Raw genomic sequence first — 23,099 nt, 5'->3', positions numbered from 1 at the left:
ATAGTTCCTTAGACTTTCGAAAAACATATCGTGCTTATGTAAAATGTTAGATGTTTATTTGAAGGTTTAAAGGTCGAACGATGCTGAAAATGCTGCGCCAAATGTTTGAAAAGGGTTTAACTTGCTGAAAAATTGACGATAAAACAGTTGTGTGCCATTTTTGGAAACAAAATACTAGCTGTTTTTGCAAAAAAACAGTTTAGGAGGTTGAATGAATGAAAAAGAAGATTGTAGCCGGCTTGGCTGTTTCTGCAGTTGTTGGGTCGTCGATGGCCGCAGCACCCGTGGAAGCAAAAACGATAAAAGTAAAAAGCGGTGACTCTCTTTGGAAACTTTCCCGCCAGTATGATACGACAATATCAGCTCTGAAATCCGAAAACAAATTGAAATCAACGGTGCTTTATGTCGGACAAAGCCTTAAGGTTCCTGAAAGCAGCAAAAAAAGCACGACATCCCCATCTAATTCAAGCAAAACATCAACATACACAGTTGCATATGGTGATTCCCTATGGATGATTGCTAAAAATCATAAAATGAGTGTTTCTGAGCTTAAAAGCTTAAACAGCCTGAGCAGTGACCTGATTCGTCCGGGGCAAAAGCTTAAGATCAAAGGGACAAGCAGTTCAAGCGGATCAAATGGATCAAAGAAAAACAGCGGTTCCAATTCTTCAGGTTCTTCAAATAGTACATATACGGTCAAGCTTGGTGACTCACTGTGGAAAATCGCAAACAGCTTAAATATGACTGTAGCCGAATTAAAAACCTTAAATGGCTTAACATCAGATACACTTTATCCTAAACAGGTGCTCAAAATAAAAGGAAGCAGTTCACCTAAGAACGGAAACAGCGGTTCCAAAAAGCCGCCAAACTCCAATCCCTCAAAAACAACGACGTACAAGGTAAAAGCAGGCGATTCGCTGTGGAAAATTGCAAATCGGCTCGGAGTCACTGTCCAAAGCATCCGTGATAAAAACAATTTATCATCGGATGTGCTGCAAATCGGGCAGGTTCTGACTATTTCGGGAGCATCAAAATCTAATCCTTCAAATCCGACAAAGCCAACAAAGCCAAAAGATAACTCAGGGTCAAACATTCAAATAGGCTCGAAGATTGACAGAATGATAACGGAAGCGAAAAAATATGTCGGTGTCCCTTACCGATGGGGCGGAAACACGCCTGCCGGTTTTGATTGCAGCGGCTTCATTTATTACCTCATTAATAATGTATCATCTATATCAAGATTGAGTACGGCAGGATATTGGAATGTCATGCAGAAAGTCAGCCAGCCGTCAGTAGGAGACTTTGTCTTCTTTACCACATATAAATCCGGCCCGTCTCATATGGGGATTTATCTAGGCGGCGGTGATTTTATTCATGCAAGCTCATCGGGCGTCGACATTTCCAATCTCAGCAATTCGTATTGGAAACAGCGGTACTTGGGCGCAAGAAGTTATTTTTAAAAATGAGTATGACAAAAAGCCTTTTATAGGCTTTTTTGTTTATACCAGACAATGATTGACCACACTGTTAGAAAAAACAAGGGGGAGACAGTATGCACCGTCTCTTGCTGTTGATGATGCTGACGGCACTGGGAGTTGCCGGATGCGGACAAAAAAAACCTCCAGACCCTCCTAACCGGGTGCCGGAAAAAAAAGTGGTTGAAACGTCAGCGTTTGGTCATCATGTCCAGCTGGTCAATCGTGAAGGGAAAGCAGTCGGTTTTATAGAGATCAAAGAATCAGATGATGAAGGCCTCGATATTCATATTTCCGCAAACAGCCTGCGTCCAGGTGCTTCTCTCGGTTTTCATATTTATGAGAAAGGTTCTTGTGTCAGGCCGGATTTTGAATCAGCGGGCGGTCCCTTTAATCCATTGAACAAAGAACACGGCTTCAACAATCCGATGGGGCATCATGCCGGAGATCTGCCGAACCTTGAAGTCGGTGCTGATGGAAAGGTAGATGTCATTATGAATGCGCCTGACACTTCACTGAAAAAAGGAAGTAAACTAAATATTCTCGACGAGGACGGAAGTGCATTTATTATTCATGAACAAGCGGACGATTATCTGACAAACCCAAGCGGCAATTCCGGTGCGCGTATTGTCTGCGGAGCCCTTTTGGGAAATAACGAGAAGCAGTAATATCATCCAAGCCCTTTTGTATTGAGCATACAGGGGCTTTTTTAGTATACTCGTTAATGGAATATGAATAGGAAAGGGAATCTGTCTATGACAACTCAACTACAGCACTTAACATTGCCGGAAGATATACAACAAAAGCTTTTATCATATAAAGAGCAGCCTATTTCCCCAGAGTTTCAATCGCTTATAGGAACATCAGGCTATGAGGCGGAGGATGAAGCCATTTTATTTGACGCCATTATTGCATTAGCCATGGGGAAAAATGTCCTGCTGAAAGGGCCTACAGGTTCAGGAAAAACAAAGTTGGCAGAAACATTGTCCAGCTATTTTCATAAACCGATGCACAGCGTCAACTGTTCAGTCGACTTGGACGCTGAGGCATTGGTCGGTTATAAAACGATTGAAAATCAATCTGGCCAGGCCACAATCGAGTTTGTTTCAGGACCTGTTACAAAGGCAATGAAGGAAGGCCATTTTCTTTATATAGATGAAATCAATATGGCGAAGCCGGAAACACTGCCTATTTTAAACGGTGTATTAGATTACAGAAAAATGATGACAAATCCGTTTACAGGCGAGGTCATACGGGCTAAAAGCGGTTTCGGAGTCATTGCAGCCATCAATGAAGGCTATGTCGGAACTGTTCCTCTGAATGAAGCGTTGAAAAACCGTTTTGTCATCATTGATGTGCCTTATATTAAAGGCGAGCTGCTGAAACAAGTGCTCATGTCTCAGTCAGCCTTGAAAGACGAGAAATTGATTGACAGATTTATCACGCTTTCCTCTGACTTGATCGTTCAGGCCAATAACGGACAGGTGTCTGAAGAAGCGGCATCCATCAGAGCTTTAATCGATACATGTGATTTAGCTGCTTATATTCCGCCGCGTCGTGCCATTGAGCGGGGAATTGTCGAAAAGCTTGATGATGATCGGGAAAAAGCGGCTGTCCGAAATATTGCAGAAACTCTGTTTGAATGAGGGGGCTGCGATGAAATTTATCAAGTTTAACGACAGCACGATTGATTCATTTTTATTTATGATGCTGACTGATTTGGCCAAAACACTCACCAAGAGTGAAGCGGTAGAAGTGGAGTATGGCGTTCAGTCCTATTACAATCCATTCGAAAAGAAAATCTATATGAGCCACTTTTGGAAAGACAGGGCAGCTGAAGACATGGAAGCGGGTCTGAAAAGCGACGTCTACCTGCGTTCAGTCGGAACAAGATATAGCTCGTTGCATGAGTTTGCGAACTTTTTGAATGATATCCATCGCCATCTTACATTTAAAAGTTTTGCCAAGCAGCTCTTTATGCTGCTTGAAGACATTAGGATCGAAGAATGCATCAAACGTGAGCGCCCGGGTACGAAACATGTATTTGCGAAGCGAAAAGACATGTACAGAAAACATTTCTCAACCCAGCTGACCTTAAATTTGGAACGAAGCATTTTTACCGATGCGCTCTTTTGCGCGATCTATGTCAAGCTCACAGCGGAATCGCCGCTTGAGACCCTTCCGTCCATGCGTGAAGATATCGATCTGATGCGCCCGTTTATTGAGCAGCAGCTCTTGCGTGTGTATGAAGCAGATTCGACACGGCAGGTTCTGAAAATTGTGGAGGACCTCATGGATGGGCTTGAAGAGGTGCTCGATAAAGACATGTTGAACACCTACTTCTTTTTGCCTGAGCTTGACTACGCAAAAGCTGCAGAACAGCCGTTATTTGAAGAAGAGAAAAAAGCGCCGAAGCTGAGTGATGACATCACGCTTCCAAAAAAATCAGACGGTGATGAGGATATCCATGAAGAAGAAATGCCGACATGGCACCGGGAAACAGAAGCACCGTCTAAAAGCTTCCTTCAATTTGATATTGAACACGGCGCAAAATCAGATTTAGGAAAAGATGCTTCAAGGGAAGGCGACGATGGAGATCAGGCCCTTGGCTCTGTTCAAGGATCAGCCAGACAAACGAAACGGAAAGACTATTCCAAGCTGGAAGCGCTGGAGTCTCAAAAAGACCAGCCGAACGGAGCGGGTATGGCTGACGGCAAAGAAAATAAATATGCATTTCCAATTTATAAAGAACCGCAGCCGGCAACCAGTGAAGAAGAGCTTTCTTATAAACAGCAGGCAAAAACGATTGAATCGTATCAAAAGCGTTTAAAACAAATGATTCAAAAAACGCTTGAACATAAAAAAACATTGCCGAGAACAGATCTTCATGCCGGGAGACTGAATAATAAGCTTCTTCGTTACTTCACTGAGCGAAATCCGCGCCTGTTCTACAAAAAGCAAGAACCATCTTCAGAAATCGACGCAGTTTTTACATTGCTGGTCGATTGTTCAGCCAGCATGTTCGACAAAATGGACGAAACAAAACGAGGAATCGTGCTGTTTCACGAAGCGTTGAAATCGGTAGCGGTTCCGCATCAGATTGTCGGGTTCTGGGAGGACACAAATGATGCAACCGAAACAAGCCAGCCAAACTATTTCAATACGGTTATTCCCTTCCAATCATCATTAAGACAAGAGTCTGGACCGGCCATTATGCAGCTTGAGCCAGAAGAAGATAACCGTGACGGGTACGCAATTAGGCAGATGACGAAAAAAATGCTGCATCGCAGCGAGGCGCAAAAGTTCTTAATTGTTTTCTCAGATGGAGAGCCGGCCGCATTTGGCTACGAACAAAATGGGATCGTCGATACAAGTGAGGCGGTTATCGAAGCCCGAAAAAGAGGAATAGAAGTGATAAATGTTTTTCTCTCCAACTCAGAAATAGAAGAATCGCAAATGAAGACGATCCAGGATATGTACGGAAAATTCAGTATATTTGTCCCGGATGTTGATCAGCTACCGGATGTTTTGTATCCGCTGCTGAAAAAACTGCTTCATAAAAGCATAGGATAGCCCTTAATCCTATGCTTTTTGGCGTTTGTTTTTTCGAATGATTAAATTTTTTGTTTTTTATAAAGGTTTTTTACTATTTTGTGAACAATCAAGGTAGAATCAAATTGCAAACAGTGGTAAAATATCGTTGGAAGCGTTTTTATTACATAATTTTGGACACAGCGTTCGAAAGTTATTTCAAGATAGTGAATCAATCACTTGATTATTTAAGTTGGGGGTAATATTCAAATGTTTCAAAATAGTATGAAACAACGAATGAATTGGGAAGATTTTTACGGTCCGAACCTCGGCTATGCGCTGGAGCTTTACGATCAGTATACCCAGGATCCGAACAGCATTGACCCGGATTTGAAGGAAATGTTCGACGAGCTCGGTGCTCCGCCAAGCGATATAAAAGAGGCCTCGGGAACAAAAGAAAAGGGACGTGTTACAGCCGATCTGATTCAAAAGATCGCATCCGCAGTCAGACTTGCAGAAGATATCCGAACCTATGGCCATTTGAACGCTTCCGTCAATCCGCTCAGAAAGGATGAGAAAAAGAGTGAACTTTTTCCATTATCCGATTACGGGCTAACAGAAGAGGAAATAAAAGCAATACCTGCGTCTGTCATCTGCAAAGACGCTCCTAAAAACATTACGAACGGTTTAGAAGCCATTCAGTATTTACGAAATACGTATAAAAGAACCATCTCTTTTGAATTTGACCATGTGCATGACTTCAAAGAGCGCGAGTGGCTGACAAGAAAGATTGAATCTGGCGAGCTGTTCCAGAAGAACTCAGCTGAAAAGCTGTCAGCTGTGCTGGAAAGATTGACAGAAGTAGAGGGCTTTGAGCAGTTTTTACACCGCACATTCGTCGGGCAGAAGCGCTTTTCCATTGAGGGTCTGGACGCTCTTGTTCCAGTGCTTGATGACATTATTGCACAATCTGTCAAATCAGGCACGACAAGTGTCAACATCGGGATGGCGCACAGGGGACGCCTGAATGTCTTGGCACATGTGCTCGGCAAACCGTATGAAATCATCTTCTCTGAATTCCAGCATGCGCCGAATAAAGATCTTGTCCCGTCTGAGGGATCAATTGGAATCAGCTACGGATGGACAGGGGATGTCAAATACCATTTGGGGGCGAATCGGGAGCTTCAAGACGCTGAAACAAAATCAGCGCGCATTACGTTAGCGAACAACCCTAGCCACTTGGAATTTATCAATCCGATTGTTGAAGGCAGCACAAGAGCAGCACAGGAAACGCGAACACAAAGCGGATACCCGGTACAAGATGAAACAAAATCGCTGGCCATTTTAATCCATGGAGACGCTGCATTCCCTGGGGAAGGAATTGTAGCTGAAACATTGAATTTAAGCTCTTTAAAAGGGTATCAAGTAGGCGGTGCGATTCATATTATCGCCAATAACATGATCGGATTCACAACAGAAAGCGCTGAATCCAGATCGACAAAATATGCCAGTGACCTGGCCAAGGGTTATGAAATTCCGATTGTTCACGTGAATGCGGACGATCCTGAAGCTTGTCTCTCAGCTGTTAAGTTTGCGGTCGAATACCGAAAAACATTCAACAAGGATTTTCTGATTGATTTGATCGGGTATAGACGCTATGGACACAACGAAATGGATGAACCGTCAACCACTCAGCCAATGCTGTATGATGCTGTCAGAAAGCATCCGACCGTCAAACAAATTTTCGCTGAAAAGCTGGTAAAAGAAGGCGTGCTTACCGAGGAAGTCGTTCAAAACATCGAAAAATCGGTAACGAAGCGCATTGAGGATGCATATCAGAAAGTTCCGTCTAAAAAGGAACACACTGCTTGTGAAATTGAACTTCCAGAGCCTGTATCAAACGGTTTCCCAGATGTGGACACTTCGATTGATTTTGATGTGCTCCGCAAGCTGAATGGCGAATTGATCAACTGGCCGGAGTCATTTAATGTTTTCGGCAAGCTAAAGCGCATTTTAGAAAGACGCGCCAAGGCGTTCGATGATGACAGAAAAGTGGAATGGTCTTTGGCAGAATCACTCGCGTTTGCTTCAATTTTGAAAGACGGAACACCGATTCGTTTAACAGGACAGGATTCCGAGCGCGGAACGTTCGCCCAAAGAAACCTTGTGCTTCATGACAGTGAGACGGGCAAAGAATTTGTGCCGCTTCATCACTTATCTGACTGCAGCACATCATTTGCTGTTCATAACAGCCCGCTGTCTGAAGGATCGGTTCTCGGTTTTGAATACGGCTATAACGTGCATTCACCGGAAACGCTTGTTTTGTGGGAAGCACAGTACGGAGATTTTGCCAACGCTGCTCAAGTGTATTTTGACCAATTTATTTCTGCCGGACGCGCGAAATGGGGCCAAAAATCCGGATTAGTCATGTTGCTCCCGCACGGTTACGAGGGACAGGGGCCTGAGCACTCAAGCGGAAGAATCGAGCGATTCTTGCAGCTTGCAGCGGAAAACAACTGGACGGTTGCCAACCTGACAAGCGCGGCACAGTATTTCCATATTTTAAGAAGACAGGCTAAAATGCTGCTTCGTGAAGAAATCAGACCGCTCGTCATTATGACGCCGAAGAGCCTTCTTCGCAACCCAAATACGGTGTCGGAAGTGCAGGAGCTCAGCGAAAGCCGCTTCCAGCCTGTTTATGAACAGTCGGGACTTTCTCATGACTATGAAAAAGTAACCAGACTTGTATTATCCAGCGGTAAAGTGTCTATAGACATTAGCGATCATTTTAATAAGTTAGAAGACGGTAAAGAGTGGCTTCACATTGCGAGAATCGAACAGCTGTATCCATTCCCGGCAAAAGGAGTCAAAGAATTATTTGCAAAACTTCCGAACCTGAAAGAAATCGTTTGGGTGCAGGAAGAGCCGCAGAACATGGGGGCTTGGGGTTATATCAGCCCGTATTTGACAGAGATTGCACCAGAGGGAGTAAGCGTTCAATATATTGGACGAAGAAGACGATCCAGCCCTGCAGAGGGAGATCCGACAGTTCATAAAAAAGAACAGGAACGTATTGTATCTGATAGCTTGACTCGCAAAAACTAAGGGGGAAATGAAAAAATGGCGGAAATTAAGGTACCTGAATTAGCAGAATCAATCTCAGAAGGAACAATAGCCCAATGGTTAAAGCAGCCTGGTGACTATGTAGAACAGGGTGAATATCTGCTTGAACTAGAAACGGATAAAGTGAATGTTGAATTGACAGCAGAAGAATCGGGTGTACTTCAAGAGGTATTGAAAGATTCGGGTGATACCGTCCAGGTCGGAGAAATTATCGGTACGATTTCAGAAGGCGCGGGTGAAAGTTCTGCCCCTGCTCCTACAGAGAAAGCAGAAAGCAAGGAAAGCGTAAAAGAAGAGAAACAGGCTGAACCAGCTGCACAAGAGGTGAGCGAGGAAGCACAATCTGGAGCAAAATCAAGAACGATCGCTTCTCCGTCGGCCCGTAAGCTGGCGAGAGAAAAAGGAATTGACCTGTCTCAAGTTCCAACTGGAGATCCGCTTGGAAGAGTGCGCAAGCAGGATGTCGAAGCGTACGAAAAACCGGCATCAAAACCGGCTCCTCAGCAAAAGCAGCAGCCTCAGGCTCAAAAAGCACAGCAAAGCTTTGACAAACCTGTTGAAGTGCAAAAAATGTCACGCCGCAGACAAACGATTGCAAAACGCCTTGTAGAGGTACAGCAAACATCAGCGATGCTGACCACATTTAATGAAGTGGACATGACAGCTGTCATGAATCTCAGAAAACGCCGCAAAGATCAATTCTTTGAGCAAAATGAAGTGAAGCTCGGCTTTATGTCTTTCTTCACGAAAGCAGTCGTGGCTGCATTGAAAAAATATCCGCTGTTGAATGCAGAAATTCAAGGCGATGAGTTGATCGTTAAAAAATTCTACGATATCGGAATCGCTGTTGCTGCTGATGAAGGCCTTGTCGTTCCGGTTGTGCGGGATGCGGATCGCCTGACATTTGCAGGAATCGAAAAAGAGATCGGCGAGCTTGCGAAAAAAGCAAGAAACAATAAATTAACCCTTAGCGAGCTTCAGGGAGGCTCCTTCACGATTACAAACGGAGGGACTTTCGGTTCATTGATGTCAACTCCAATTTTAAACAGCCCGCAAGTCGGTATACTGGGCATGCATAAGATTCAGCTGCGCCCTGTAGCCATTGATGAAGAGCGTTTCGAAAACCGTCCGATGATGTATATCGCTTTATCTTATGATCACCGAATTGTAGACGGTAAAGAAGCGGTTGGTTTCCTCGTGACAATCAAAAATTTACTGGAAGATCCTGAACAGCTTTTATTAGAAGGATAATAAAAAAGGGTACATCACGATAAAGTGATGTACCTTTTTTGATGCATATTTAAAGTGATAGATTGCTGCTTTTGGATACAGCTTGTTTCTTTTTCACTTTTTTTGACCAATATGTTGCAAGCATAGAACCTGAAAGGTTATGCCACACACTGAATATTGCGCTTGGTACGGCAGAGAGCGGTGAGAAATGAGCCGTGGCAAGTGCAGCCCCAAGCCCGGAGTTTTGCATGCCGACTTCGATTGCAATCGCTTTTTGAGACGGGTAATCCATTTTTAAAAGCTTTGCACAAAGAAACCCCAGCAAATAACCGATACCGTTATGCAGGATAACAACTGAAAAAATGAGCAACCCCGATTGAAGCAGATTTTCCCGATTGCCGCTGACGACAGCTGAGACAATCGCAACGATGCCAATGACAGAAACAAGCGGAAGGGCATGTACGGCTTTTGCCACTTGTTTTCTGAAAAACATTTTGACAATCAGACCTGCAATGATTGGAAATAAAACCGCCTGTAAGATTGAGATAAACAAAGACCCCGGCGAGACAGGAAGCCATTCTTTGGCAAACAGCATAATCAACAACGGTGTTACAACAGGTGCCAATAAGGTAGAAATTGTTGTAACCGCAACAGAAAGGGCAGTATTTCCTTTTGCTAAGAATGTCATAACATTAGATGCAGTTCCCCCGGGACAGCAGCCGACAAGAATAACACCAACTGCGATTTCAGCTGGAAGATGAAGCCCAAATGCGAGGCCGAAAGCAACGAGCGGCATGATCGTATACTGAGCTATTACTCCAATAATAACTTGCCAAGGCTTTCTGACCAGCTCTTTGAAATCATCGGCTTGCAGTGTAAGGCCCATCCCAAACATGATAATGCCAAGAAAAATCGTAATATAAGAACTGATCCACGTAAATAAAGATGGGAAAGAAAATCCCAGCACTGCAAAAACAATGACCCATATGCCAAAGGTTTGTCCTGCAAAATGACTTATTTTTCTAATGATGTCCATAAAAACACTCCTAACACACTTATCAAGAACTTTTCATAACATTCTCTTATTATAAATAATTTTCTGAATAATTCAATATTAGTTTTTGGCAGATGTCTATAGATATATGATGTAAACTAATCAAAATGTTCTTGACTATATAGGAAGATATTCTTACAATGAACCTTTATAATGGTTAGATCAAATAGGAGTGATACGGTGAAGGAAGCAAATCAATGGTCTTCGAAGCTCGGCTTTATTTTAGCCGCGGCAGGATCAGCTATCGGGCTTGGTGCGATATGGAAATTCCCATATGTTGCCGGAACCAGCGGAGGAGGCGCATTTTTACTTATTTTTATTTTATTTACGGTTTTAATCGGACTGCCTTTATTGTTAGGTGAATTCATCATAGGCAGAAGAACACAGAAAGATGCCGTTCAGTCCTATAAAACACTTGCTCCAGGAACGAAGTGGCATTGGATCGGTTATTTAGGCATGGTGACGTGCTTTATTCTTCTATCTTTCTACAGTGTCGTAGGCGGATGGATTTTAATTTATATTATAAAAGGCTTCACTGGCGGTTTATCGCAAACATCTGGTTTTGATACGATATTTGCAAGTACCATTTCAAATCCTTATTTGGCTGTAGGAGGCCAGCTGCTCTTTATGGTGGTAACAATTTTAGTTGTTGCAAAAGGGGTAAGCAGCGGAATTGAAAAAGCAAGCCAAGTATTAATGCCGGCGCTTTTTCTATTATTCATCATTTTAATGGTGCGTTCGGTTACACTTGATGGCGCGATGGAAGGGATCAAATTTTTCCTGATGCCTGATTTAACTGCAATTGATGCCAATACCATTTTATATGCAATGGGACAATCCTTTTTCTTATTAAGTGTCGGTGTTTCTGTCATGGTAACGTATAGCGCTTATTTAGAGAAACAGGAAAATCTGGTACAGTCCGCTGTATCTGTAACTGTTATGAACATGCTTGTTGCTGTAATGGCCGGAATTGCGATTTTTCCAGCTGTCTTTTCATTCGGCCTCAAACCAGACCAAGGCCCGGTTCTGTTATTTAACGTGCTGCCGACTGTGTTTAATCAAATGCCGTTCGGAATTATCTTTTTATTAGCATTTTTACTTCTATTTTTATTTGCTGCATTGACATCTGCTTTTTCAATGCTGGAAATTTTGGTCGCAGTACTGTCGAAAGGCGATGTCAATAAGAGAAAACGATTCGCTTGGTTAGGCGGAATTGCTATTTTTATTGTCGGTGTGCCGTCTGCATTATCATACGGTGTCTTAAGTGACGTCACTATATTTCATCTGTCTATTTTTGATGCGGCCGACTATCTTGTGAGCAATATTTTAATGCCGTTAGGTGCGTTACTGATTTCGATTTTTGTCCCGCTAAAAATACCGAAACAGGATTTGTTTGATGAGCTGAAAAGCGGTTCCAATCTCAAACGAAAGTGGTTTACGGTTTGGCTGCTGCTCATTCGATATCTATCTCCTGTTGCCATCATCATCGTGTTTTTGCATGTGGTAGGGATTTTTTAAAACACGAAGCTCCCGGGAAAAGGGGGCTTTTTTTAATAGAGCTTCCAAACGACTTCTTTTGCCTGCTCAAAACGTTTTTCTGCCTCGCGCCAATCCACGACATTCCACCAGTGATCGACATAGCTGGCCCGGTCATTTTTGTATTGCAAATAGTAGGCATGCTCCCATACGTCAAGCGGTAAAAGGGGGATCACATCCCATTGGCTAAAGAGCTGGTGTTTTTCTGCCGTTAAAATCTCCAGCCGTCCTGATCGAGGTGCCCAGACCAGAATGGCCCAGCCGACGCCTTCCACTTTTTTAGCGGCTTGGGTAAAATGTTCTTTAAAAGCGGAATAGCTTCCAAATGAAAGGTCTATCATTTGGAACAATGCCCCTGTAGGACGCCGTTTTCCGTTTGGATGCATAGAAAACCAAAAAATACTATGCAAATAATGGCCTGCTCCATGGAACGCAAGCTCTCTTTCCCAATGAGTGATTAAGTCATAATTCTTTGTTGCTCTCGCTTTTTTAAGCTCTGATTCTGCTTTGTTCAGGCCATCGACATAGCTTTGATGATGTTTTGTATGATGAAGGACCATAATATCGCGTGAAATATAAGGTTCTAAGGCGGAGTATTTGTAAGGAAGCTTTGGCAGCACATGTTTCCCTATAGGGACATATGCGCGTCTTTCACTTGTATCATCTGATTCTGTAATATCCCGATAAAGGGCAGCGGCCTGTTTATACCAATCTTCTTCTGTTGTTTGGTCATCTTCCAGAGCCTCAATCATCTTGTCGATTTGATCTTCAAACTGGTCAAGCTGTCCTCGCTTTTGAATCTGATCTTTCAGGGCTTCACACCAATTGAACATCTCCGTTTGATAAGATTCACGTTTCATTTGCTGTCTCCTTTTCAATAGAATCAAAATACTTTCCGACAGCCAGCAAAGAGAATACATATGGATAACTGTGATAGCGAATATAAAATTGCTTCGGCAATCCGATCCCTGCTGGATACGCGAGGCTATCGGCGCTATGCGAACTGCTGTCGGTAAGGTATTGCATGCCTTTCACAACTGACGGGTGTTCGGCATTTTCATATGTGAGCAAAGCGTCTAAAGCCCAGGCCGTTTGTACAATGGTTCCTCTATGAAGCGGTACATATGTTTTGATTTCGGCGCTTTTGCAGGATTCTCCCCAGCTTCCGTCATCATTTTGTATAGATTTGAGCCAACGCAGAGCCTTTTGTATACCGCGATGCTTTCGGTCAACCCCGCATGCATGCATACCAGTAAGAGCAGCCCAAGTGCCGTAAATGTAGCAAACACCCCATCTGCCGTACCAAGACCCATTTTGTTCCTGATGTTCGAAAAGCCACTTCACTGCGCGTTGAATATGTTGATGTTTTTCTGTGAAGCCAACTTTCTCGCCTAAAAAGTGCAGTACACGTCCGGTGAGGTCGGCGGTTGAAGGGTCAACTGCAGCGTCCTCGGCGGATTCAAGCGGCAGAAGGCGGATCAGTGGATGGTTCACATTTTTTTCGAAAGCAGAAAATCCGCCGTCATTGTTTTGCATCGATAAAAGCCAAGATACCCCTCGCTCCCATGCTGCAGGAGAATGATTGCGGGGAATCGCCTTTAAAACGGCTGCAGTGTCGTCACAGTCAGGGTTATTTGTATTAATGTTTGAAAACCCCCAGCCGCCAGGAACTGAATTTGGATTTTTGACAGACCAATCTGCTATTTTGGTATGCTGGCGTTCTAGCAAAAAGTCGGCTGCTTTTGTAACAGAGCCATCTGTTTCGGTCACACCATTTTTTTGAAGGGCATAGCTGATTAGAGCTGTATCCCAAACAGTTGATGTAGAGTTTTCCAGATAAGGAATCCCGTTGCATTTAGTCACCAGTGATTTAATGCCGGTAATCGCCCTCCTGATAATAGGAGAATAGCGTGACACACCAAGTGACAGAAGGCTGTAAACCATAAATATGGTTGCGCTCGCATAGCTGTATAATGTTCCGTCTTTTTCAATCCGGTCCAGCATATACGTTTTAGCTGTCTGTAGGCCCAGCTGCTGAAAAGCAAATGGTGCATGAAAAATGCGTTTCCAATGTGACAAAATAGACGTGAGATCTCTTTCTTCGAAAGCATCAGACCGAAGCCAAGTGAAAGGATTTTTTGTCATGTGCGGATCGAGATGGCGAAGAGATGAAATATTGCGGTTAATAAGGACAAATCGCTGATTGAGTGTTACAGCCATTGGAGCAAAATGAATACGGGCATATGAGCTGAACTGATAGAAATGAATCGGCAATGTTGGGGGGAGCGCCATGAGTGATAATGGTAAATACAAAGCAGGCCAAGGATAAAGCCCGTTCGCGGCAAGCATCCATTTTGTCATAAAATGAACATGTCTCAAACCGCCATGTGAGATGATAAATTGTTCAGCTTTCTTCATGTGCGGCTCAGAGCTGTGAAAACATCCTGAAGCCAGCATCCCGACATATCCTTGGACGGTAGCCGTTAGATTTCCGCGCGTTTCATCGGGATAGTTGATAAATGTGCCGTCTGGCTGCTGTTTTGCATGAATGCCGGCTGCAAGGGATGATATCAGTTCTTTTTCATTTTCGCCTTCATCTAGTGAGGTAAGGAGCAAAATAAAAAAGGAATTTGTCAAGATTGGTCCTTCAAAGCAAAATGTCCATGAACCATCAGCATTTTGCCTGTCTCTTAACTCGGTAATGGTTTTCTTTTGAAAACGCCTCACTTTCTCCTGAAGTGTGCCCATCACGCTCAACTCCTTCAGAAGCATATATATTCAGCGTCTTTTACTGCCATTACAGAAAGAAAAAAACTGCTGGCAGACAGCAGTTTTTTAAACATACATGTTAGTCTTCAAGGTTTATCCATACACTTTTGACTTCTGTGTAATTATCCAAGGCATATGATCCCATTTCTCGTCCGAGTCCTGACTGTTTATATCCGCCAAATGGAGACGCCGCGTCAAACACATTATAGCAGTTCACCCAAACGGTTCCGGCTTGAAGTCGGTCCGCGATATAGTGAGCCTGCTTGACGTTCTCTGTCCATAGTCCGGCCGCAAGCCCATATTCTGAATGGTTTGCCCGTTCAATAACTTCATCGACAGTTTCGTACGGAATTGCAGTCAGCACGGGTCCGAAAATTTCTTCTTTTGCGATGGTCATTTCGTCTTCAACATTCGCAAACACAGTCGGTGCGACAAAATATCCTGCTTCAAAAGGACAGCTTCCGCCGGTCACTGCTTTTGCTCCTTCATCTTTTCCTTTTTGAATATAGGAAAGAACGCGCTCATGCTGTTCCTTGCTTACGAGAGGCCCGATTTGAGTATCTTTATGAAGTCCCGCTCCTTGGCGGAGTGACTCAGCATAGGACGCCATTTCATCAACCACTTCATCATATTGGTCTTTATGAATGAAGACACGTGAGCCCGCACAGCAGACTTGGCCCTGGTTAAACATCACACCGTTTAAAGCGCCCGGGATGGCTTTTTTCAAATTCGCATCCGGCAGAAGAATATTAGGTGATTTTCCGCCCAGCTCCAATGTAACACGCTTAATGCTTTTCGCTGCGGTGGACATGATTTTCTTTCCGATTTCAGTGGAACCGGTAAAGGCAATTTTATCAACCGCTTCGTGGTTCGTCAGCGCTTCTCCCGCATCTTCACCGAATCCCGGGATGATGTTGATTACACCGGCAGGGAAACCGGCTTGGTCAATTAATTCTGCCAAATAAAGAGCTGAAAGCGGTGTTTGTTCCGCCGGTTTGAGGACGATTGTACAGCCTGTTGCAAGTGCCGCGCCCATTTTCCACATCGCCATCAGGAGCGGGAAATTCCATGGAATGATCTGGCCGACGACACCGACAGGCTCATGACGCGTATAATTAAAATAAGCGCCGGAAACCGGAATCGTCTGTCCTGTTATTTTTGTACACCAGCCGGCGTAATAGCGCATATGCTCAATAGCCAGCGGAATATCTCCATTAGTCGTTTCATTGATCGGTTTCCCATTATCAAGTGTTTCAAGCTGAGCAAGCTCAGTTTTATGCTCTTCCATTAAGTCTGCCAGCTTATACATCAATCTGCTTCTCGAAGCTGGAGACATTGTTCTCCATTCACCTTGGTCAAAGGCTTTCCGGGCAGCTTTAACCGCTTTGTCCACATCCGCAGCCTGGGCTTCATACAGCGTCATCAAGGTTTCGCCGGTCGCCGGGTTTGGAGTGTCAAAGGTTGCCCCTGAGGCACTCGGAACAAACTTTCCGTCAATATAAAGCTTCTTTGTTCCCTGTAAAAATGTCTCCAGCCTTTTCGTCACTTGCATCGTTAAAGAACTCATCCGTAACAAACCTCCAGTCATTTTTTATGGTCTGTTCTGAGATTCTTGGTGATAGCACATTGATTCCTGGATTGAATAGCAGAAATAAGCTGTGATAGTTGCTTCAAACGTAAGCGTATACAAACATTCTATAATAGAAATCAAGGCAAAATCAATGAATAACCGATATTGCAATTTACAAAAGAAAAAAGCTACAATAAGCTTATAGATAAGAAAAGGAGATTTCATCATGATTCATAAAAATTGGCTTGAAAAAGAAACAATTAAAAAAGTAAAGTGTGTGCAGACAAACGCAAAAAAATATATCGTAAACCGCGTTTTAACGCCGGGAAAAGAATATGAAGTAAAAAATGAAACAGAGGAGTTTCTCTTTGTGGTCGACAATACGAATAAAGTCGGCGGCTATTATAAAGAATACTTCGAAGAGATGTAATGCTTCCTTGAAGCATCAGACAGATTTTGTTAAAAACAGTCGATACATAAAACCGCAGCTCAGCTGCGGTTTTTTTGTGGTTAAAACAGGAAATATAAAACAAAATTAAAAAAATCATTAAAAACCACTTTTTTATAAAAACATTGCTGAATATTGAAACTTTTTTCTCTATATGTGCGTATTACTTGATGACAACAGCTTAAAAGCCAAAAAACAAATCAAAAATTTGAAAAATGTAATCTGTTCGTAATGGTTTAAATGTCTTCTATGTCGTATTCTTATATAGGGATAAAGGACTTATTTTTATGTAGTGAATGATAAAACAAATAGATAAATGCAGAAAGAGGGGTTCTTCATTGGGTATTTTTTCTGTTAGCAGATCAACGGACGCAAAGAAGCTTGAGGCTTTGCTCGTTGAAGGGGAAAGAATAGAATCGATTTATAAGCTCCGAGTGGACCAAATTTGCTTTACAAATAAGCGGATCATTTTCTTTGACAATAAAATGTTTTCTAAAAAGAAGGTTCGTGTATTTCTTCCATATAAAACAATTGAAAGCTTTGCCATCCAAGAAGCGGGAATGTTTGATCCGGACACTGGGCTTTTATTGATGACAAGAAGCAAAACGTTCGAATTAGAATTTGCGAAAGACACCGATTTAAGCGAGGTTCAGGCGGTGCTGACAAAGCATTTGTGCAGCTGAATATTTGATGAGCCAGCCGTTCAAAAAATGGTTAGGCTTTTTTTTATATATAAAAACAAGAACAGGGCATGTGCGCCCTGTTCTTATTACACCACACTGTTTTTCGCTGAGTTCGAATCAACGAGATCTGCATCTAATACATTTGAAATCGGTACGACAAGAGGAGTAAAGTCGCCATTTTCTTCTCCAAACCCTTGATTTATTTTAGCTGATAAAAAGTAATCGACCTGCTGATACGGACCGAGTGTTAAAGAGGAACCACGGTCCATCGTATTGATTTTAAATCCGCCGACATTCACGACGGAGGGAGAAAAGAACATCTCATCACTTCCTTTTGATTGAGGAGTTAACCGCTTCACTTTCAAAAGAGGCCGGAGAATCAATTTGGTCTCTGTCATCCACATGGCTTCTCGTGCCCATAAATCCGCTCGCATCTCCAAAATTCTGTCCGTAGCCTTGATTTTTTTTATCTGAATTTTGCCATTCTGCCAATAAATTTTGTCCTACGTTTACAGCTGAAGCATTTTCAAAGGAATTAATTTTCAGCATGAAAATATTAATATTGATATACGGAGTTGGTTGAACCACAGGCAAACCTCCTTTCTATAGTTGTATGCTGGCGGTTATAAAGTATGTTAAGACAGGGGGCTTCAAATGGATTTCGAAAAGATGAAGCAGTGGATGGAATTCGCACAGCAGATGTACGGCGGTGACTTTTGGAAACAGGTATTTGATGAAGACCAAAAAACCCCTTTTATGACAAATGGCCAATCTCCGTTTCCGTTTGCGCAGCAAGATCAGCGAGGGAAAGGAGATGCTTCATTTCCGAGCATGGATATTGTAGATACCGTTGCGGAAGTGCAGTTTTTAATTTATCTTCCAGGCTACCGTAAACAAGACGTTCACATATTATCGTACGGAGATTATTTAGTGGTGAAGGGGCAGCGCTTTTCCTATTTTAATGAACAGGACTTTCGCCAAAAAGAAGGGAAATACGGAAGTTTTGAAAAGAAAATTCCGCTTTCCGACCATCTTCATGGAAAAATGAATGCCATTTTTAAAGACGGAATCCTATACATCACCATTCAAAAAGACGAAGGTCAAGCGAAAACCATTGTTATTGATGATTGATTTTCATACTGAGTGCATCTGCCCCATCACGGTCATCAATTGATTCAATTGGAATGACCATGACAATAACATCTGCATTTTGTTCCCCAAAACCGTTATTTCTTTTGATAGCAGAGCGCCTGTTCCTTAACTCCGCAGAACCAAAGGTAAGGGATGAGCCGGTGCCTATCGAGTTAGTCTTGAGATGAGAAATATTGATGTTAGTCGGAAGCATGAAAACCTCTCCTTTCTATGGGATATACCTCATTATATATGTAGACGAAAGAGGAGTATGCAAAGGGTCGTGATGTCATGAAAAAAATGTTCCGGTCGCTGATCAGGCATTGCTTGAAACCAGAACTTGACAAACTGCGTGAATGTGAAGAAAGACTCTCAGTGATTGAGAAACAAAAACAAAGCAGCAAACAGGAGTCTGAAGAAACCTATATACATATTGAAACGCTGAATGTCGAAAAAATTGACTATCATCTTGAATTCGGCGAGCTGACCATTGATGAATTGAGCGGCAGATTAAATATAGGCGCAACCTATTATATACCGCCAGAAGAGAAGAACAAAAAGTGCCAACGAAAACCCGAAGCACCATCGACGCCAGCGGTCACGATCCGTTCAAAAAGGCAGTAGCTCATCTTTCCATCGATGTTCCCATGTTTGACAGAAGGCAAAACGGGAAACAGGATAGAAAGGAGAGGATATACATGGCACTGACAAAAGAACAAACACAGCATCTCTATCATAAATTGCTCGATATGCAAAAAGAATTGTCTGGCGAGAAAAAGGAAACAGAATCAATGACGGAAGAAGTGGGGGAGCTTTCCAATGGGGTTGACAACCATATGGCAGACCACGGGACGCTCGTCACAGACCGGATGACAGACCAAACAGTGAGAGAGATTGACCGGGAGCTGTTAGAGGAGGTCAACCGTGCATTACAAAAGATGAAAGACGGAACTTACGGCGTGTGTGAAAAAACCGGCCAAGAGATTCCTTACGAAAGACTTGAAGCTGTTCCTTATGCAAGAATGACAGTTGAGGCCCAAGCTGATGTGGAGGATGATCTGGAGACAGATGCTCCTTCTTATGAAAGAGAGTTTCATGAACAGGTAAAAGACTTATCCAACAAAGAAACAATTGATCAAAAAAGCTCGCAGACGTATGAAATCTTGGATCGTGAACAAGATTCGAAGTAAAAATGGCAAGCAAGTACACCGATATTAGATGTACTTGCTTTTTTTTTGAAAAAAATCTCATATTCAAAATAAAGTGATTGACTTTGCGTAAAAAAGAAAGTAACATACTATTTGTAAGTAAATATAAAAAGTTTACCGGGAGGAATACAAATGTCTACAGTTTTATTTGTAAAATCAAGCGACCGTACAGCTGAAGAAGGTGTTTCAACTAAACTTTACGAAGCTTTCTTAGCTGCTTATAAAGAAAACAACCCTAATGATGAAGTGGTTGAATTAGATCTTCATAAGGAAAACCTTCCTTACCTTGGCAGAGATATGATTAACGGAACATTTAAAGCAGGTCAAGGAATGGAAATGACAGAAGATGAGAAAAAACAAGCAGCAATTGCTGACAAATATCTGAACCAGTTTGTAAAAGCTGACAAAGTTGTTTTCGCATTCCCGCTTTGGAACTTCACAGTGCCAGCAGTGCTTCATACTTATGTTGATTATCTGTCTCGCGCAGGCGTTACATTCAAATACACACAAGAAGGACCAGTCGGTTTAATGGGCGGCAAAAAAGTTGCGCTTCTTAACGCTCGCGGCGGTGTCTACTCAGAAGGACCAATGGCTGCACTTGAAATGTCATTAAACTTCATGAAAACAGTTCTTGGTTTCTGGGGTGTTCAAGACTTGCACACAGTTGTCATCGAAGGACATAACGCAGCACCTGACCAAGCGCAAGAAATCGTTGAAAAAGGTTTACAAGAAGCAAAAAATCTTGCTGCAAAATTCTAATAAAGCCAAGACTCCTATCGTTACAAATAGGAGTCTTTTTGTATATACACATTAATATAGAAGAAAATAATTATTCGCTTTTAGCGAAAAAGGCTGTTTTTTTTATTGTAATATATTTTTTGTTTGTCGAATTGTCAGGTATTTTGGAGAAAAAACCGTTTTATTCACTGGAAAAAGTTTTTCTAAACAATTGTTCTGACCTCTTGATTAAAACCGCCTGATGGTGTACTATATTAAAGAAGCTACTTTGTGCGTATTGTTAATTAAGTTTTAACCTTTAAGCTGTAATAGGGAGTTTTATATCGAAGCCGGAATGTCATGCCTCCATTGCAGAGGACGACAGGAACGTTTCTGCAAACACCCACTTTGAGGAGTGGTGGTTTAAAACTTTCTTACTTGCATACGGCAAGACGTAGCGAAAGCCATTTCCTTTTCGGAAATGGCTTTTTATTTTATCTAAAAAGGTTTGGTATAGTGAATATTCCATTTTTGTGTGAAAGAAATGAAGGCCGCTTTTTTATGATATGATGGGAGAAATTCAAGGAAAAGCGAGGTTTACACGTTATGTTACATAAAGCCCAATCCCTTCTGGCTCATTATTTTGGTTATGAGAAGTTTCGGAGCGGCCAAGATGAAGCGATCCGCTTGGTGACGGAAGCGAGGCAAAATACGGCCTGCATTATGCCGACGGGAGGCGGCAAATCGATTTGCTATCAAATTCCGGCATTAATGTTTGAAGGGACGACGATCGTCATATCACCGTTGATTTCCTTGATGAAGGATCAAGTTGATGCGTTAGAAGAAGCGGGGATTAACGCCGCCTACATTAACAGCACACAATCCAATCAGGAAATATATGAGAGGCTGAACGGACTCAAAGAAGGGGCTTATAAGCTTTTTTACATTACACCAGAGCGACTAACGTCCACAGAGTTTATCCGGATTTTGCAGGGCATAGATGTTCCTTTGGTCGCAATAGACGAGGCGCACTGTATTTCTCAATGGGGCCATGATTTCAGGCCAAGCTACAGGAATATTGAAATCTTGTTCCGTGAATTACACGACAAGCCTGTCATCATGGCGTTAACAGCAACAGCCACACCCGAGGTTCATGATGATATTTGCAAACAGCTGCATATTCAAAAAGAGAACACGGTATATACCGGATTTTCCCGAGAGAATTTAACCTTTAAAGTAGTAAAAGGAGAAAATAAAGATCGGTTTATAGACGAATATGTGCAAAACAACAGGCATGAAGCAGGAATTGTCTATACAGCGACCAGAAAAGAAGCTGATCGGATATATGAGAGATTGAAACGAAATCAGGTCAGGGCAGGCCGGTATCATGGAGGTTTGGCTGATGATGAGAGAAAAGAGCAGCAGGAAAGGTTTCTTAATGATGAGCTTCAAGTGATGGTGGCAACCTCTGCTTTTGGAATGGGTATTGATAAATCAAATATTAGATTTGTTCTGCATGCACAAATTCCGAAAGATATGGAAAGCTATTATCAAGAGGCAGGACGAGCTGGACGGGACGGTCTTGCCAGTGAATGTGTTCTCCTGTTTTCACCGCAGGATATTATGGTGCAGCGCTTCTTAATTGAGCAATCAGAACATGAAGAGAAACAAAAGCAGGATTTAAAAAAGCTGAGACAAATGGTCGACTACTGTCATACGGAAGATTGTCTGCAGCGTTTTATCCTTATATATTTCGGAGAAAAGGAGCCTGATGCGTGCGGACAGTGCGGAAACTGTACCGATACAAGAGCGGCCCATGACGTGACGCGGGAGGCGCAAATGGTCTTATCCTGTATCATTCGCATGAAAGAACGGTTTGGCAAGACGATGGTTGCCCAGGTGCTTGCCGGCTCCAAAAATAAAAAAGTTCTTGAAAATGGCTTTTCCGACCTTTCAACATACGGGATATTAAAACACCAATCCGTTGGCGAAATCAGTGATTTTATCGAATTTCTTATTTCTGACGACTTCATCAGGATGTCAGACGGAACGTTTCCGACTCTTTTTGTCAGCAGTAAAGGAAGGAATGTGCTGAAAGGAGAATTATCAGTAGCGAGAAAAGAAGCGTTAAAAGCGGCAGCGATTACTGAAAATGACGAGCTATTTGAACGATTGCGCATGGTTCGGAAAGAAATTGCGGCTGAGCAGGGTGTTCCGCCATTTGTTGTTTTCTCTGACCAAACGTTAAAAGAAATGTCAGGAAAACAGCCCGTAAATGATGATGAACTTTTGTCTATAAAAGGAGTCGGAGAACAAAAAAGAGCAAAATACGGCCGGCTTTTTTTACAAGAAATACAAGCTTATGCAAGGATGACAGACTAAAAAAACAGAAAAACAATCTTTTTTTCTATAAAAAACACATTTTATTTTCTCTGTTTCGTCTCAAAATAAAAAGACCTGCGAAGCCTATTATATCAAGGGTTCAGCAAGTCTTTCCATCAGAGAGAAATCCTTCATGTAAAGGAACTGTAATCTAAATCATATCTTTTTGTTATTGATTTGACATTTACGTGTGTTACGATATCACCTGTTAGCCGCCAATAAAAAGCTAACAAGGGAGGATT

General features: G+C 42.5%; 21 protein-coding genes and 1 other RNA gene. 15 read left to right on the top strand and 7 right to left on the bottom strand.

Translation table 11 applies throughout. The annotated features are described in order from the left end of the window. The first annotated feature begins 215 nt into the window (after positions 1 to 215). From cwlS to odhB, 6 genes are all read left to right on the top strand, one after another. Complete coding sequence (cwlS, locus tag NYE56_RS10200) at positions 216 to 1,460, top strand: D-gamma-glutamyl-meso-diaminopimelic acid endopeptidase CwlS (RefSeq protein WP_341283814.1); 1,245 nt, start codon at positions 216 to 218, stop codon at positions 1,458 to 1,460. A 92-nt stretch (positions 1,461 to 1,552) separates the two neighbouring features. Then, entirely contained in the window at positions 1,553 to 2,143 is a 591-nt protein-coding gene (locus tag NYE56_RS10195; RefSeq protein ID WP_004399243.1) for a superoxide dismutase family protein, read from the top strand. Between the two features lie 63 nt (positions 2,144 to 2,206). Beyond that, a complete protein-coding gene (locus tag NYE56_RS10190; RefSeq protein ID WP_010886530.1) occupies positions 2,207 to 3,121 on the top strand; it encodes an AAA family ATPase in 915 nt (304 codons plus the stop codon). 10 nt (positions 3,122 to 3,131) lie between these two features. Further along, a complete protein-coding gene (locus NYE56_RS10185) occupies positions 3,132 to 5,048 on the top strand; it encodes a nitric oxide reductase activation protein NorD (RefSeq protein ID WP_041338817.1) in 1,917 nt (638 codons plus the stop codon). Positions 5,049 to 5,276: 228 nt separating this feature from the next. Continuing rightward, a complete protein-coding gene (gene sucA / locus NYE56_RS10180) occupies positions 5,277 to 8,111 on the top strand; it encodes a 2-oxoglutarate dehydrogenase E1 component (RefSeq protein WP_015483337.1) in 2,835 nt (944 codons plus the stop codon). A gap of 15 nt (positions 8,112 to 8,126) precedes the next feature. After that, the gene (gene odhB, locus NYE56_RS10175) at positions 8,127 to 9,380 is read left to right on the top strand and encodes a 2-oxoglutarate dehydrogenase complex dihydrolipoyllysine-residue succinyltransferase (RefSeq protein WP_335451804.1); all 1,254 of its coding nucleotides are present in this window, start codon (positions 8,127 to 8,129) and stop codon (positions 9,378 to 9,380) included. A 49-nt stretch (positions 9,381 to 9,429) separates the two neighbouring features. Here the strand turns inward: odhB and NYE56_RS10170 are convergent, their stop codons facing one another. Next, positions 9,430 to 10,395, bottom strand: a complete 966-nt coding sequence (locus NYE56_RS10170; protein WP_335451802.1) for a bile acid:sodium symporter family protein — start codon at positions 10,393 to 10,395, stop codon at positions 9,430 to 9,432. Positions 10,396 to 10,593: 198 nt separating this feature from the next. Here NYE56_RS10170 and NYE56_RS10165 point away from each other — a divergent pair, with 198 nt between their 5' ends. After that, positions 10,594 to 11,931, top strand: coding sequence for a sodium-dependent transporter (locus tag NYE56_RS10165; protein ID WP_335451800.1), 1,338 nt, complete (start codon positions 10,594 to 10,596; stop codon positions 11,929 to 11,931). 32 nt (positions 11,932 to 11,963) lie between these two features. Here NYE56_RS10165 and NYE56_RS10160 read toward each other — a convergent pair whose 3' ends face one another. The 3 genes from NYE56_RS10160 to dhaS form a co-directional block, all read right to left on the bottom strand. Beyond that, positions 11,964 to 12,809 carry a superoxide dismutase gene (locus NYE56_RS10160; RefSeq protein ID WP_015251901.1) on the bottom strand — a complete coding sequence of 282 codons (846 nt, stop codon included), beginning with the start codon at positions 12,807 to 12,809 and terminating at the stop codon, positions 11,964 to 11,966. Further along, positions 12,799 to 14,697 (bottom strand): sporulenol synthase, encoded by a 1,899-nt coding sequence (gene sqhC, locus NYE56_RS10155; RefSeq protein ID WP_341283813.1) that lies wholly within the window; start codon positions 14,695 to 14,697, stop codon positions 12,799 to 12,801. Before sqhC ends, NYE56_RS10160 begins: the two co-directional genes overlap by 11 nt. Positions 14,698 to 14,797: 100 nt before the next feature. Continuing rightward, entirely contained in the window at positions 14,798 to 16,285 is a 1,488-nt protein-coding gene (gene dhaS / locus NYE56_RS10150; RefSeq protein ID WP_015714095.1) for an aldehyde dehydrogenase DhaS, read from the bottom strand. A 229-nt stretch (positions 16,286 to 16,514) separates the two neighbouring features. On the opposite strand from dhaS, the gene NYE56_RS10145 reads away from it, so the two are divergent. Then, positions 16,515 to 16,718 carry a DUF6501 family protein gene (locus NYE56_RS10145; RefSeq protein WP_003231245.1) on the top strand — a complete coding sequence of 68 codons (204 nt, stop codon included), beginning with the start codon at positions 16,515 to 16,517 and terminating at the stop codon, positions 16,716 to 16,718. Positions 16,719 to 17,074: 356 nt separating this feature from the next. After that, positions 17,075 to 17,419: a PH domain-containing protein gene (locus tag NYE56_RS10140; RefSeq protein WP_003220141.1), complete on the top strand. Its 345-nt coding sequence runs from the start codon at positions 17,075 to 17,077 to the stop codon at positions 17,417 to 17,419. Between the two features lie 86 nt (positions 17,420 to 17,505). On the opposite strand, the gene NYE56_RS10135 is transcribed toward NYE56_RS10140, so the two are convergent. Together NYE56_RS10135 and NYE56_RS10130 are read right to left on the bottom strand one after the other, a co-directional pair. Further along, positions 17,506 to 17,739: a hypothetical protein gene (locus tag NYE56_RS10135; RefSeq protein WP_003231251.1), complete on the bottom strand. Its 234-nt coding sequence runs from the start codon at positions 17,737 to 17,739 to the stop codon at positions 17,506 to 17,508. A 4-nt stretch (positions 17,740 to 17,743) separates the two neighbouring features. Next, positions 17,744 to 18,007, bottom strand: a complete 264-nt coding sequence (locus tag NYE56_RS10130; RefSeq protein WP_004399338.1) for a hypothetical protein — start codon at positions 18,005 to 18,007, stop codon at positions 17,744 to 17,746. A 66-nt stretch (positions 18,008 to 18,073) separates the two neighbouring features. Here NYE56_RS10130 and yocM point away from each other — a divergent pair, with 66 nt between their 5' ends. Beyond that, positions 18,074 to 18,550 (top strand): salt stress-responsive protein YocM, encoded by a 477-nt coding sequence (gene yocM / locus NYE56_RS10125; protein ID WP_003231255.1) that lies wholly within the window; start codon positions 18,074 to 18,076, stop codon positions 18,548 to 18,550. On the opposite strand, the gene NYE56_RS10120 is transcribed toward yocM, so the two are convergent. Continuing rightward, positions 18,537 to 18,764: a hypothetical protein gene (locus tag NYE56_RS10120; RefSeq protein ID WP_014480021.1), complete on the bottom strand. Its 228-nt coding sequence runs from the start codon at positions 18,762 to 18,764 to the stop codon at positions 18,537 to 18,539. The two genes, yocM and NYE56_RS10120, sit on opposite strands and share 14 nt — an antisense overlap. A gap of 77 nt (positions 18,765 to 18,841) precedes the next feature. On the opposite strand from NYE56_RS10120, the gene NYE56_RS10115 reads away from it, so the two are divergent. The 5 genes from NYE56_RS10115 (at position 18,842) to recQ (ending at position 22,857) form a co-directional block, all read left to right on the top strand. Continuing rightward, positions 18,842 to 19,174, top strand: coding sequence for a hypothetical protein (locus NYE56_RS10115; RefSeq protein WP_123373202.1), 333 nt, complete (start codon positions 18,842 to 18,844; stop codon positions 19,172 to 19,174). A 74-nt stretch (positions 19,175 to 19,248) separates the two neighbouring features. Then, positions 19,249 to 19,740, top strand: a complete 492-nt coding sequence (locus tag NYE56_RS10110; RefSeq protein ID WP_014477068.1) for a TraR/DksA family transcriptional regulator — start codon at positions 19,249 to 19,251, stop codon at positions 19,738 to 19,740. A 150-nt stretch (positions 19,741 to 19,890) separates the two neighbouring features. After that, positions 19,891 to 20,517 (top strand): FMN-dependent NADH-azoreductase AzoJ, encoded by a 627-nt coding sequence (gene azoJ, locus NYE56_RS10105; RefSeq protein ID WP_341283812.1) that lies wholly within the window; start codon positions 19,891 to 19,893, stop codon positions 20,515 to 20,517. Positions 20,518 to 20,753: 236 nt separating this feature from the next. After that, positions 20,754 to 20,940, top strand: a non-coding RNA gene (ssrS, locus tag NYE56_RS10100) — 6S RNA. Between the two features lie 141 nt (positions 20,941 to 21,081). Next, positions 21,082 to 22,857, top strand: a complete 1,776-nt coding sequence (gene recQ, locus NYE56_RS10095) for a DNA helicase RecQ (protein ID WP_341283811.1) — start codon at positions 21,082 to 21,084, stop codon at positions 22,855 to 22,857. Positions 22,858 to 23,099: the final 242 nt, after the last annotated feature.

The organism is Bacillus sp. FSL R5-0603, assembly GCF_038050295.1.
Taxonomy (GTDB): domain Bacteria; phylum Bacillota; class Bacilli; order Bacillales; family Bacillaceae; genus Bacillus; species Bacillus subtilis.
The sequence above is the reverse complement of the archived record's forward strand: the minus strand, read 5'-3'. Positions and strand labels throughout refer to the sequence as shown.